Origin of the sequence: Prevotella disiens, assembly GCF_900454955.1 — a bacterium.
Taxonomy (GTDB): Bacteria; Bacteroidota; Bacteroidia; order Bacteroidales; family Bacteroidaceae; genus Prevotella; species Prevotella disiens.
Genome location: NZ_UGTL01000001.1, coordinates 248950 through 261516, shown reverse-complemented (window position 1 = coordinate 261516; position 12567 = coordinate 248950). Strand labels below are relative to the sequence as shown.

Genomic DNA, 12567 nt, shown 5'->3' with positions numbered 1-12567 from the left:
AAATTTATGAAAAATAATTATGCCCGTTAAACTTGGGTTAAATTTTAAAACAGCCTGTTTTGTGCTTCAAAATAGGCTCTTTTGAAGTGCAAAACAATAGGTATTGAAAAATATTACTCTCAATTAGGGGTTACATTTTGCTATCTTTTTAGAAACCATCTCAAAAAAAATCCACCTATTCAGGATAGAAGGGCTGGCAGGTGGATATATTTTTGAAGGGTATTTAGAAAAATCTTTTCTTTTTTATAGACTTAGGATTATGGTGTATTGAATATGGTTACATAAAGAGATGCCCCATATAAGAAAAGCAATAGTATAGAATATACATACGTAATTTTTCTATGTTCATATTTTATCAGATTATATATTGATAAAATGCAAAATACAGAGATTAAATAGGTTAGCCACTCTATATGGAAGGTATTGCCTATTAATATTCCTAAAAGAATAAAACCATTATTAGTAGATATATCCATACAATTGCAAAAAAGTTTTGTTTGTTACTATTTTTTGAAAAAACGATTCATGTTCATGATAACCTGATTGAGTTTTCGAGCGTCTAATGGATAATCAGAGATGGTATTCATTTGTTTGTCCATTATTTTAATGTTGCCTGTTCCTTGCTTTTCTACAATGGTTCCATCGTTGAGTATGAAGGCGTAATAAAGGTCGCTACCCACGAGATGCCAATCGCGTGAGGCAGAATCGTGTAGGTTCTTGCCCATGGAATAGTCGGAAGTAGGATTCTGAACGCCAATGGTTTGCTGCAAAATGGTAGGCGAAATATCGTAATGAGTAGTACGATAATTGCGTTTCCCTGGTTTACATTTTGGCGCATAGTAAATCATTGGAACGGCGGTTTGCCACTGCGAGTAATTGGAAGCGTGTCCCCAATAGTTGTTATGGTTTTCGTTGAATTCTTGTGAGTGGTCGCCAGTTATAATGATAAGGGTATTTTCGAGCATTCCTTTTTGCTCCATTCGTGTTAAAATAGAGCCAATAAGTTGGTCTACTTGTGCCACACAATTCTTATAAAGATTAAAGAAAGGCGTTGGGTCGGTATCGTTGTTCAAAGCCATATAGTCGGGAGTCTCCCACGTTGGCTTGAACTTGTTCAACTTTTCTTTTGGCATTTCCATAGCATGGGGCAGGTCGTAGAAGACGAAAGAAAAGAAAGGCTGTTTGCCGTCATATTTTTCCAAATCGGAAAGGAAATTTTTAGTGATTTGAATATCACGGTCGTAAGGTGTTTTACCTTCGGTTTTGATGTTCAATCCCTTTACGTTTTTGAACAATAACTTTGCAAAAGGTGGGTATTCTAAGGTTGCGCTCGGATAGGCTTGCACCTTGTAGCCCGCTTTTAGTAGCTGTTCGACCATGACAGGCTGCACATTTCCAAAGTCGAAACTTTTCCAATAGTAAGCCGATACGCCTGTGAACATTCCGAAAATACCACCGCTTGTGGCGTTGCTTGAACTCAAATGTTGGGTAAAATTTTCTGCCTTTTGTGCAAACCTATATATATAAGGTGTGCATTCTTCGTTCATGGTACGCTTATTCCACGAATCGATGCAGAGAATAACGACGTTTAATTTCTGTTTTACTGGCTTAATTTTTAGCGAATGGAGTGGGTAAATCACTGCTGTTTCGCTATTTTGAAATCTTATTTGGTTGAGTTTATTCTTGTCTACGATGCCCAATTTTGATAAAAAAGAGTTCATGCGGATAGGGAAATAATAAGGTATTACTTCTGTACTTTCCACCACTGATGTTTTCATTGTCGCACCTCCGTAGATGTGAATGCTTTGAGAAATCAATGCAACGAGGAGGATTGGCAGGAGCATTTTGCGATAAAAACCTTTGATTCGAATACGGCTTTCTATCCAGTAAGATAACCAACAAAGTGCTGAACTTAAAGCAATTAAACCTAAAATAATCACAAAGGCTTTCACATACATACTCGTTGAAAACACAAATATATCGGACGCACCTGAACTGGTTAGCATTTTTATAACCAATCCATTGATGTGGAAGTGATAAATGTTGTAGACAAAACTATTTGAAATGGCTAAAATGAAAATAAAACTATAAACAATTGTCAATAAGATATTGGCTATTTGGGGTTTTATTTTGCAGAAAATTAAGGGGAGGAATAAGGCTATATAAGGCACAAACATGATGATAGCAGCATGGGTAAAGCACGAAGTGGCATAGTAAACCCAACCTGTAAAATCCATAAAATCAAGGTTTTGTCCATTAAAAATATAGACAAAAAAGACAAATGCTAATGCCATTGAAGCAAGAAAGGCATAGATAAAACCCTGTTTTAAAGCAGATTTTAGGATAGCTTTCATCGTTATTTGTATTTGTAGACCATTTATATAGCGAGTAAATCCCGTATATTTGTAGAAAAAAAGACTATATAAAATTGCTCGTAACACCTTTAAAAGCAATGTTTTGCTGCGTTTCTTTGCAATCTTATATAGTCTTTTTCTTCGTTTTTTATTATTTCACGATGACAAGGAAGTAGTTCTTCTTTCCCTTTTGCATCAATAAATATTTTCCGTCAATAAGGTCTTCAGCTGTAATTACTTGGTCGAAAGCTTGGAGTTTCTCCTTGTTGAGTGATACACCACCACCTTTTACCAACTTACGCATTTCGCTTTTGCTTGGGAAAATCTGCATTCCTTCTTGGTTGAATACCTCAACAGCAGGCTGACCCAATAGGTCTTTAGAAATTTCGTAGTGAGGAACATCTTTGAAAACATCGTTAAAAGTTTGTTCGTCAAGTTGCAACAAGTTCTCTTTTGTTGATTTTCCAAATAAGATATTCGATGCTGCTATCGCCATGTCTAAGTCCTCTTGTGAGTGAACCATGCGTGTAACTTCCTCTGCTAAGCGGCGTTGTAAGGTTCTACGACCTGGGTCTTGGCGATGCTCTTCTATCAAACTATCGATAGTAGCCTTATCCAATGAGGTGAAAATCTTAATGTATTTTTCAGCGTCGTTATCGCTTACATTGAGCCAGAACTGATAGAAAGCGTATGGAGTAGTGCGGTTACGGTCGAGCCAAATATTACCGCTTTCAGTCTTACCGAACTTCTTTCCGTCGGCTTTTGTGATGAGTGGACAAGTCAAACAGAACGCTTCTGCCTCTTGACCGAGTGTGCGTCTGATGAGTTCTGTACCCGTTGTCATGTTTCCCCATTGGTCATTTCCGCCCAATTGGAGTTTCACTCCGAACTTCTCATACTGGTATAAGAAGTCGTAACCTTGTAGGAGTTGGTAGGTAAATTCGGTGAAAGAAAGTCCATCACTCGCCTCTCCGTTCAAACGACGCTTAACGCTATCCTTTGCCATCATATAGTTAACAGTGATGTGTTTGCCGACTGTTCGAGCGAAATCGAGGAATGAAAATTCTTTCATCCAGTCGTAATTGTTCACCATTTCAGCCTTATTAGGCTCGTTACTATCAAAGTCGAGGAACTTGCTAACCTGCTTTTTAATGGCTTCTTGGTTATGGTAAAGTGTTTCAGCATCAAGCAAATTACGCTCTTGACTCTTGCCTGATGGGTCGCCAATCATACCTGTTGCACCACCAATGAGCAAGTATGGCTTGTGCCCACAAAGCTGTAAATGGCGTAACATCATGATTCCACAAAGGTGTCCAATGTGCAATGAATCGGCAGTTGGGTCGGTTCCCAAATAAGCTGATACCATATTTTTTTGTAAAAACTCTTCTGTACCAGGCATAATTTGCGCTAACATACCACGCCATTTTAGTTCTTCAACAAAGTTTTTCATCTATATTTTTATTTTTAAAAGCCCATTCTGAGCTGTTATTCATCTATGTTTGTTGTTTAAAATCCACTTGGGGGTGATTGTAATCTTCTTTTGGGAGGGTCTTTCGAATCACTATGGCACAGGGTCGTAGCCACTTCCGCCCCACGGATTGCATCTTAGTATTCGCCAAATTGCCAATGCTAATCCTTTAAAAGGACCATGTTTGATTAACGCTTGTCTTGCATATTCCGAGCAAGTGGGAGTAAACCTACATGAAGGTGGCGTAAACGGTGTTATAAATCTTTGATAAAACAAGATTGGCAAGATTAAAAGCCACGACAAGGCACGCAAAACGAAGTGTCCAACTTTCTTTAAAGTCATGTTGTTGCGTCCTCCTTTCTTTCTTTTTCTATCTTTTCTGCGATGCGTTGCAGAAGGTTTTGCACCTTTGTTTCCACTGCTTCTGTTTCGTGCAATTGGTTGTCAAGCCATATAAAAGCCAATAAGACTTCTTTTTGAGGATTGTTTTCCAATTCATCGAGTAGTAAATACTTATTTTTTCGGTATGCTTCACGTATTTGTCGCTTGGCTCTGTTGCGTTTAACAGCACGTTTAAAGTGCTTTTTCGGTACACTAATAAGTATTTTAATTTGTGGATTTTCGTCTGTTTTGTTTTCTTTTTCCTGTACCAAATAGACCGCCCTTAGTGGAAAAGCTACCATTGAGTGGCTTTTTCCTCCGCCAAATAGTTTGTCAATGAGCAGTTTACTACATATCCGCTCTTGCTTTTTGAATGTAAATCTTCGAGCGTCTGTCATTGGTTGTAGGTTTTATAGGGTCAAGAAGGCGTACTCTTTTATCAGAATACACCTTACTTTTATTTCTTTTTCGTATTTTCTTCCAAGAAAGCACGCAATGCAGCGGTCATAGAAGGATACTTATCTGATGGTGCTTCTAAGTCTAATCGCAATCCTTGATTGATTACTTCTTTTGCCGTAGCAGGGCCAAACGCTGCAATTTTTATATCACCTTGCACAAAATCGGGCAAGTTTTTTTTCAATGAACTAACCCCTGTTGGACTAAAGAATACTAACATATCGTAGTCAAAATTTTTCTTTTCTTCTTCCGTAAGGTCGTTTGTTACGGTGCGATACATTACGCATTCCTTGTATTTTAGCTTATGAGCAGTGAGCAAACTGCTGATAGAATCAGTGTGAACCGAACTCATTGGCACAAGATATTTTTCATCTTTGTGCTTCACCATCGTAGGAATCAAACTATCAATTTTACCAGAATTGCCAAAGAATATTTTGCGTTTTCTGTATTGTGTGTACTTTTGAATGTACAAGGCAATTGTTTCTATGACGCAAAAGTATTTCATTGTTTCAGGAATTGTTATGCGCATTTCCTGTGCTAACTTGAAATAATTGTCGATAGCATGACGTGAAGTGAATACCACAGCAGTATGTTCGAGCAAATTTACTTTCTGTTGGCGAAATTCTTTTGACGACAAACCTTCCACTTTAAAGAATGGACGGAACACCATATCTACGTTAAATTCCTTCGCAATATCATAGTATGGCGACTTTTCACTCCCTGGTTTTGGCTGTGATATCAATATCTTTTTAATCATCGTGTCCTAAAAATTTATTGTCAAATAGTTATCGGTATAAACCAAGATTCCTAATAATGCCATCAACGGCATTAATTCTAAGGTGCAAAAGTACAAAATAATTTGCAGACTGGCAGCTGTTCTTTTAAAAAAGATGACATACCCTTGATAAAATAGAAGCAATTTGGCGAAAACGATTACAGTAGCGATGTAAAAGAGGGTATATTGCACGGATAAACCGAAGTAAATGAGCAATAAAACAGCGGGGAAAATCAAAACTCCTTCGGCTGAAATCAAGAAAAGTCCGAGTCTTGACCATTGCTGATTACTCTTTCTATCGAAATAGACCCAATTCACTAATTTATAGAGCAGATTTTTCGCAAAAAAATAGCTTAAAAAGATGGCTAAAAAGATGGCTACTATCAATATTGGGGAGTCTATGATATATTTTTCGCCTGCCGATGACCCTGTAAAAAGGTAGTAAGTAATGCTTAATAGCAACGATGTTTGTAACACTAAAAACAACTGAAACCTTACTTCGCGTGCTGTTTCTCCTACATTTGTGCGCCGATAAGGACGGTGAAAGAGTTCCTTTATTTGTCTGGTTATAAAGTTGCTCGACATGGAAGCAGCTATCATTGCCAATGCAAAACAGAGTAACAACGTTCCTGCCACCATGTTATCGTTGCTGACGCTGTAAGGTGCTGGGTCGCCTAATATGCCACTATGGTGCATACCAAGTTCGGGACGGTAGTAAGGATTGCCCTTGAAATAACTTTCTTGGGCAAACTTTACTTCTGTCAGTTTAAATGCTTTTGGGGCTTTCCACTCTAAAATGCTTTTTGTTTTAGTTTTTATTGTGTCAGCCACCGTTGCTTTTGCTGTTGTATCAGCCTTTTGTTGAGGCGATTTTATTCGTCTTAACAAAGGTGGAACAGCGAGAGTATCGGTTGTAGGCATATTTTGTTAAAGTCCGAAAGCTTTCTTTATTTCGTCTACTTTATCGAGTTTTTCCCATGTAAAGAGTTCTACATCAATGGTTTTATGCTCATGATAAAGGCTTGTAAAGGTCTTTTTCACAACTTCGTTCTTACGTCCCATGTGTCCGTATGATGCAGTTTCTAAATACATTGGTTGGCGTAATTTCAATTGGCGTTCAATGGCTTTTGGACGCAAATCGAACATTTGCTTAATTTTCTCTGCTATTTCGCCGTCTGTCATCTGTACTTTTGCACGATTGTATGTGTTTACATAAATGCTAACGGGTTGTGCCACGCCAATTGCGTAAGCCAACTGCACGAGAATTTCGTCGCTAACGCCTGCTGCAACCATGTTTTTGGCAATGTAACGAGCTGCGTATGCTGCTGAGCGGTCTACCTTTGACGAGTCTTTACCCGAGAAAGCACCGCCACCATGCGCTCCTTTTCCGCCATAGGTATCCACGATAATCTTACGACCTGTTAAGCCTGTGTCGCCGTGAGGACCACCAATAACGAACTTACCTGTTGGGTTTACGAAATATTTAATGTTGTCGTTGAAAAGTTTTAATACCTTTTCTGATGTGATTTGTGCTTTTACGCGTGGCATAAGGATTTCTAAAACGTCCTTACGAATCTGCGCCAACATTTGTTCGTCTGCCTGCAATTGTGCCTCAGGAGAGTCGTTTTCAGGCTTTATGAAGTCATCGTGTTGGGTTGAAACTACGATTGTATCGATGCGCTGTGGAATATTATCATCAGAATATTCAATGGTTACTTGGCTCTTAGAGTCTGGGCGCAAATAAGTCATTTGTTTGCCTTCCTTACGAATATCTGCCAATGTTGTCATCAATAAATGGGCAAGGTCGAGTGTAACAGGCATATAATTGTCGGTTTCGTTGCATGCGTAACCAAACATCATACCTTGGTCGCCTGCGCCTTGGTTGTCTTCGTCTGTACGGTCTACGCCACGATTAATGTCAGAACTTTGCTCGTGAATTGCTGATAGCACACCACAGCTATTGCCGTCGAATTGATATTCTGCTTTGGTATAGCCTATTCGGTTGATTATATTTCGTGTAATTGTCGAAATATCAATGTATTCCTTTGAACGTACTTCGCCCATGATGACCACTTGTCCAGTGGTATTGAACGTTTCGATAGCACAGCGAGAGTTCTCGTCATAAGCGAGAAATTGGTCTAAAAGTGCATCACTTATTTGGTCGGCCACCTTGTCTGGGTGTCCTTCTGAAACTGATTCTGATGAGAATAAATATGACATATTGTTTTTTCTTTTATTTTTTACTCGTTTATTATCCTAATTGTAAGCCATTACTTTGCTTGTTGTTGGGTGGAATTTATTCCATTTCCCTTTTAGTCTTTTTGCGCTTTCTTGATGAGGAACGTAATAAATCACTTCCTTACGAGCGACAAAGTTACGGTAACATCTTCGGATAACAAAATAAACATTATTTATTTAGAATTTATTAGGGTAATACCCATGCCGTATTGCAACTCGCTTTTGTCGTGAGCCGCATAATTTTTAGTTGCTAAATGTATTTTGCAGTCATGTTAAGTACTTTAAATTGTGAGACAATCCGCATCGTTTTCCCACCGTGACACTTAACTATAGCTCGGTTGGGGCGACCTTTTGCCGACTCTTGATGCTAAAAACGGATGCAAAATTAGTAGATTATTTCCATTTACACAAATTTTTAGGAGGCAAATTATTAAAAAATTGCTACCATTTAGGTTTTTTGAACGAGAAATCCACTGTAAAAGTATTAAGATGGGTTCTTTTTCAAAGTGCAAAATAGCTGTTTTCTGGCAAGCTATGATACTTTGTAGGGGCGTGATTTATCACGTTCCTATCCGCAGATTTTAGTATATTAGGAACGTGATACGAGTTGTTGAGCAAAGCGAAAAAATCACGCCCCTACAAAGTATCATTGCTCGAAAGGTTCTATTTCTCGTCACGACCATGTTTAAATTTCGCTTTGCTCATTTATATAGTTCGTTTGACTTAACGAAATCGTTCTAAAAATTACCATCGTAGTATATTACTTTAAATAATGGATTATGTTTTGCTTTCTTTTGGTCTTTTATTGGCACAAATTGTCAGTTCATTCGGTCGCATAGTCCACTATGCTCTCTCATTCACTGCCTATTTTTACTCAATAAAAAACTCAAAATATAGCAAAGCTAATTTTTAGAACCAACCTTAAAAAATCAACTGCTTTTTCAAAAGTAACGGATTTTTCTTTATCTGCATTTTGGTCAGTTTCAAAAGTAACGGATATTATCCTATATTTTTAAAACATGCGTTCAAAAATGTGTAATTTATGCCTTAAATTTCAAAATAGGCTCTTTCGCACCTCAAAATAGGCTCTTTTGCACTTCAAACAATTCTCAAAATACAACTAACTGAAAATAAGTAAGTTACCTCGTTTTTGAAACTGAATAGGTAACGATTTAGAAACGAGCAAGCTACTTGGCTTCGCTGTTTTCTGCCTAACAAAGAACGCTTGTTATTCTGTTTGCAAAGATAATACTTTGTTACCGAATAACAAGCGTTTTTTGGTGCGAAAAGATATAAAAGAATGAATGCCTTACAAGTTTATGCTGTCTTGCGGTATGTGCGAGATGGCTTGTTAGTCTTTTAGTCCAATAACTGTTGTCTTAATGATGGTACATGCAGTTGCTAACTTTTTCTTAAACAGGGAATAGGTCTAAGTCCAATTGTCTGTTTTTGGGAGGGGCAAAGACTCCGATAATTAAATAAGGATCAGGAGCTTTTCTTTTATGCCACTCGTATGAAGTACCTAAAAACAGATAAATATCTTTTTTCGCCATGTCCTCATATTTCCTGATAACTTTCTGGACAGCGGTTTCTTCACTTTTATCTTTTCGAATGCAGTTTCTATATAAAGCTCCAATTTCCCAATCTTCAATCATGAGGGTACGCGTTATTCCATCTTCAGTTACGAATTCATAACTGAATTTATAAGGAATCTTCTCTGCAAATTGAAAAGAATCCTTCATGTCCTGTTTATCTTCAAAGATGTTCAATTGGCGCAACTTTGCTTGATACTTCGCTTTGAGTTTTGACAATTTATCAGCAAATTTTTCCATGCTCTTGCCATCGTCTTTCTTCCTCAGATCACAACATACCACTCGGTTCACATGTGTAGGTTTTAATACGGCTAAAGAAATTTTGTTCTGTGTCGTCAAGGCAAGAAGTTCACTCATATTTGTGAAAACCATCTTGTTTTTCAGAACCCATTGAAGCCTTAAATTCCAATCTGTCCCTTTGCCATTTTTACCAAGGATATTCGGATCGATTTTAAGCGTATCAATATTATAGATATGGTAACTTTCTGGCCTACTGTCCTGAGTCCTTTTCTCCACATCTACCTCTATCCATTGCCATTTGTGATACCGAGGCACATCGTTATCCGCATAAATCACCCGATAGGGGATTGGGAAAATCCTTATCCAAGAGCCATCCTCACGAAACCCTGCTGTGCATACCGTTTCAAGGTGTTTTTCCGATAGAGAAGGATAAGTCATTACAGATACTAATATCCGCATAATTATAACAAAATTTCTTGAAAATCATAGGTTACATTCGGCAATTCCATCAAGGCTCTTGCCACTCGTGTACGGTGACATTGCCTTGGATCTTTCTCAAAGCAAGTGAGACAGACTCTTTTCTCCTCGTCTAAAACAGAACGCACATATAATAACGCATCCCAATTCTGTTTTAATGAGGTTTGCTCATATTCCTCAAACAGACGGTCGTAGTCCTCTTGAGTATTTAGTGCTTTTCTGTTTTCAGATTCTATGCCTAACGCAGGTACATGTATGTATTTGATCCCTACGCCCTCACAGGCTTTTTGTAGAATACCCTTGGAAAAACCATATTTCATGCTGAACGCATTTTTCCTAACATCGCATAACACTCTAATATCATTGCATATCAGTTGCTTCAGATACTTTTCAAGGGTAAATCCTTCATAGCCAATGGTCATCAGCACCGAAGAGGTGAATTTGTACCGTTCCCTGTATTTCCTGACTTTATCCATTTCTTCTTGCGTCAGCAAGTACTGGGCAATTGTACTATTGATTGCTGTAAATGGGTTTGTTCTATATGTATAGGCAATTAACTCATTTTGAGACATGTTACCGTATAATTTGCAAACTTCACGAATAGCCTGAGTATCAAACAAATCCAAATCCCTGATAAAATGAGTTTCATGCAAGGAATGATAAAGGCTGTCTTTTCTTTCTGTTTTCTCTATATCCAAATATCCTTGCTTGGATAAAACCACTAAATCCTGATTGGCCTGAAAAGAGAAACAGCCGTATTTATAAGGAACAAAATCAAAGGCTTTCTCACCAACCTGCCTACGCGTAAAAAGGAATAGATACTTCTGCAAACTCTTTGCAGAAACATCTTTCCCAAGCGCTTCGAGCAACGCCAAAATAATTTTCCTTCTATAATACAAAACTTGCATATTCTTGGGCAAAGTTACAAATTATCTTTAATAAAGCCAACAATCTTGGCAATTTTAATGTATATCTAAAATAGCATTTAACAGTAGAAATAATGTGAAGCATAGCAATTTTACTGTATTATTATACAAGCTTAGGTTTGCGCTATTTTATGTTGAGCCATGCAGCGAAGGAGATTAATTACAATCTTCTACCTCGCTTCTTTCTGTTTGCTTGGTTTCTGAGCTTGCGCTGCCACGCTGTTTCTGCATAGTCATCACCATGTGCGGATGGTGTAATCAAATCGCCCAACCCTTCCACCACATCATCGGCTGCACTAATGATGGTGTCTGCCACTGCACCAATGGGATTCTGCCCTTGTGAGGTATCATTGTCTCGTGAGATAGAGGAGCGGCTTGGAGGTACAAGTTGGTAGCCTGTATCTGATTGTTCTTTCTTTTCTGTAGGCTCTTGTACTGTTAGATGTGGTTTCCTTGTTTCTTCCTTGTTGGTTGTTTCAAAGTCATTCTGCAAGGAATGGTAGCCGAACTCCCTGCCGATTTCGGAAGCTTTGAAGCTTTGTCCATTGAAGGAGAACTTCAAGCCATATACCTTGCCCTGCTTATTCTTCATACGCTCTATGGTAATGCCGTTTTTGTTCAATTCATAAAGGAACATGGAATGCCCCGTGACGCCTGTTCCTTTGTACTTGTCAAGCAAGGTGTAGCAAATCTTCTGCACCTGCTGCTTTGTTTGCTCTCTTGTAGGGCTGGCTTTTTCCTTTTGGTGTTTCCTTTCTGCCTTGACCTCTTTTGCAATGGTCAAGCCTTTCTCCCTGCTGATTTCCTCTGCCACCCTTGCAGCCCTATTGCTCACAAAGGTGGTATCATAGACCTCTCCGTACAGGCTGATACGGTTGGCGATGATGTGAATGTGTCTATTATCAGTGTCCTTGTGCGTTACTGCTACCCATTGGTGGTTGTCAAGTCCCATTCGCTTGGCAAACAAATGGGCTATCCGCATAAGTTCTGACACAGGTAGCTTTCTTTCGTCTTGTGGTGCGATACTTATTTCGATACGGAGAAACTTGTTCCTGCAACGGCTGTTGTAGTTACTGACCACTTTCATTTCCTCATAGATAGTCTTTTGATCCCTACTGCAAAGATTATGGAAGGCAAGCCGATAACCGAGCTTGCCTTCTCTGAAAATATAGTCCAAAGCCGTGCTGCCGTGCGCTATCGCCTTACATTTACCTATCATTTCTTGTCAGATTTAAGACCTTGTATACCTCATCATCCACACGAAAATGCGGGTCGTAAAACCGCTTAAATGCTTCTTTGGCACATAGCGAAAGGTTCTTGGTGATATGTAGCCAATCCTCGTCCTTGACCTTGATGAGATTGGAAACCTGCCCGTAGAACCTTCCTGTATGCTGGAGAATGGCAATGGCTTCCCTCTCATTGTCTGTCATCTTGGGAACGGCTGTTACTTCTCCGTTAAGGAGTATTTCCCGACAATAATCGGAGAATTTCCGTCCCGTGTTTTCCGCCCTTGATTTGATACGTTTCTTCTCTTCACTGGTACATCTTACCTTGATGAACTCCGTTTTGTTCATCCGCTGTTCTTCTTTATCCTGTTGCTGCCATCGGGCAGCTTTTCCTTTATATCTGTTCATATAAGTTTCCTTGAAAGTTTATCATT

11 protein-coding genes and 1 riboswitch are annotated in these 12567 nt (G+C 38.7%); all 11 genes read right to left on the bottom strand.

Annotated features, from left to right (window positions below):
* Positions 1–503 precede the first annotated feature (503 nt).
* The 11 genes from DYI03_RS01055 to DYI03_RS01000 all read right to left on the bottom strand — a co-directional run bounded on the left by DYI03_RS01055 (position 504) and on the right by DYI03_RS01000 (position 12541).
* Positions 504–2354: a sulfatase-like hydrolase/transferase gene (locus DYI03_RS01055; RefSeq protein ID WP_021670152.1), complete on the bottom strand. Its 1851-nt coding sequence runs from the start codon at positions 2352–2354 to the stop codon at positions 504–506.
* 151 nt (positions 2355–2505) lie between these two features.
* Positions 2506–3804 carry a tyrosine--tRNA ligase gene (tyrS, locus tag DYI03_RS01050; protein ID WP_004355960.1) on the bottom strand — a complete coding sequence of 433 codons (1299 nt, stop codon included), beginning with the start codon at positions 3802–3804 and terminating at the stop codon, positions 2506–2508.
* Positions 3805–3915: 111 nt separating this feature from the next.
* Positions 3916–4164 carry a membrane protein insertion efficiency factor YidD gene (gene yidD / locus DYI03_RS01045; protein WP_004355971.1) on the bottom strand — a complete coding sequence of 83 codons (249 nt, stop codon included), beginning with the start codon at positions 4162–4164 and terminating at the stop codon, positions 3916–3918.
* Positions 4161–4601 (bottom strand): ribonuclease P protein component, encoded by a 441-nt coding sequence (locus tag DYI03_RS01040; RefSeq protein ID WP_021670153.1) that lies wholly within the window; start codon positions 4599–4601, stop codon positions 4161–4163. Before DYI03_RS01040 ends, yidD begins: the two co-directional genes overlap by 4 nt.
* A gap of 59 nt (positions 4602–4660) precedes the next feature.
* Entirely contained in the window at positions 4661–5416 is a 756-nt protein-coding gene (locus DYI03_RS01035) for a uroporphyrinogen-III synthase (RefSeq protein ID WP_021670154.1), read from the bottom strand.
* 6 nt (positions 5417–5422) lie between these two features.
* Complete coding sequence (locus DYI03_RS01030) at positions 5423–6355, bottom strand: DUF4271 domain-containing protein (RefSeq protein WP_021670155.1); 933 nt, start codon at positions 6353–6355, stop codon at positions 5423–5425.
* Between the two features lie 6 nt (positions 6356–6361).
* Entirely contained in the window at positions 6362–7654 is a 1293-nt protein-coding gene (gene metK / locus DYI03_RS01025; protein ID WP_004355919.1) for a methionine adenosyltransferase, read from the bottom strand.
* Between the two features lie 290 nt (positions 7655–7944).
* A riboswitch (SAM-I-IV-variant riboswitch) is annotated at positions 7945–8045 on the bottom strand.
* A gap of 1039 nt (positions 8046–9084) precedes the next feature.
* Positions 9085–9963, bottom strand: a complete 879-nt coding sequence (locus tag DYI03_RS01015; protein WP_231556652.1) for a hypothetical protein — start codon at positions 9961–9963, stop codon at positions 9085–9087.
* A gap of 2 nt (positions 9964–9965) precedes the next feature.
* Complete coding sequence (locus DYI03_RS01010; protein WP_021668335.1) at positions 9966–10889, bottom strand: DUF488 domain-containing protein; 924 nt, start codon at positions 10887–10889, stop codon at positions 9966–9968.
* Positions 10890–11067: 178 nt separating this feature from the next.
* On the bottom strand, positions 11068–12126 hold the full coding sequence (locus DYI03_RS01005; RefSeq protein ID WP_025064752.1) for a relaxase/mobilization nuclease domain-containing protein: 1059 nt from the start codon (positions 12124–12126) through the stop codon (positions 11068–11070).
* Entirely contained in the window at positions 12116–12541 is a 426-nt protein-coding gene (locus DYI03_RS01000; protein ID WP_025064753.1) for a plasmid mobilization protein, read from the bottom strand. The genes DYI03_RS01005 and DYI03_RS01000 overlap by 11 nt, the downstream gene beginning before the upstream one ends.
* Positions 12542–12567: the final 26 nt, after the last annotated feature.

Coding starts and splice junctions, on each gene's coding strand:
- DYI03_RS01055 (WP_021670152.1), bottom strand. CDS start 2,354: ATGAAAGCTATCCTAAAATCTGCTTTAAAACAGGGTTTTATCTATGCC.
- tyrS (WP_004355960.1), bottom strand. CDS start 3,804: ATGAAAAACTTTGTTGAAGAACTAAAATGGCGTGGTATGTTAGCGCAA.
- yidD (WP_004355971.1), bottom strand. CDS start 4,164: ATGACTTTAAAGAAAGTTGGACACTTCGTTTTGCGTGCCTTGTCGTGG.
- DYI03_RS01040 (WP_021670153.1), bottom strand. CDS start 4,601: ATGACAGACGCTCGAAGATTTACATTCAAAAAGCAAGAGCGGATATGT.
- DYI03_RS01035 (WP_021670154.1), bottom strand. CDS start 5,416: ATGATTAAAAAGATATTGATATCACAGCCAAAACCAGGGAGTGAAAAG.
- DYI03_RS01030 (WP_021670155.1), bottom strand. CDS start 6,355: ATGCCTACAACCGATACTCTCGCTGTTCCACCTTTGTTAAGACGAATA.
- metK (WP_004355919.1), bottom strand. CDS start 7,654: ATGTCATATTTATTCTCATCAGAATCAGTTTCAGAAGGACACCCAGAC.
- DYI03_RS01015 (WP_231556652.1), bottom strand. CDS start 9,963: ATGCGGATATTAGTATCTGTAATGACTTATCCTTCTCTATCGGAAAAA.
- DYI03_RS01010 (WP_021668335.1), bottom strand. CDS start 10,889: ATGCAAGTTTTGTATTATAGAAGGAAAATTATTTTGGCGTTGCTCGAA.
- DYI03_RS01005 (WP_025064752.1), bottom strand. CDS start 12,126: ATGATAGGTAAATGTAAGGCGATAGCGCACGGCAGCACGGCTTTGGAC.
- DYI03_RS01000 (WP_025064753.1), bottom strand. CDS start 12,541: ATGAACAGATATAAAGGAAAAGCTGCCCGATGGCAGCAACAGGATAAA.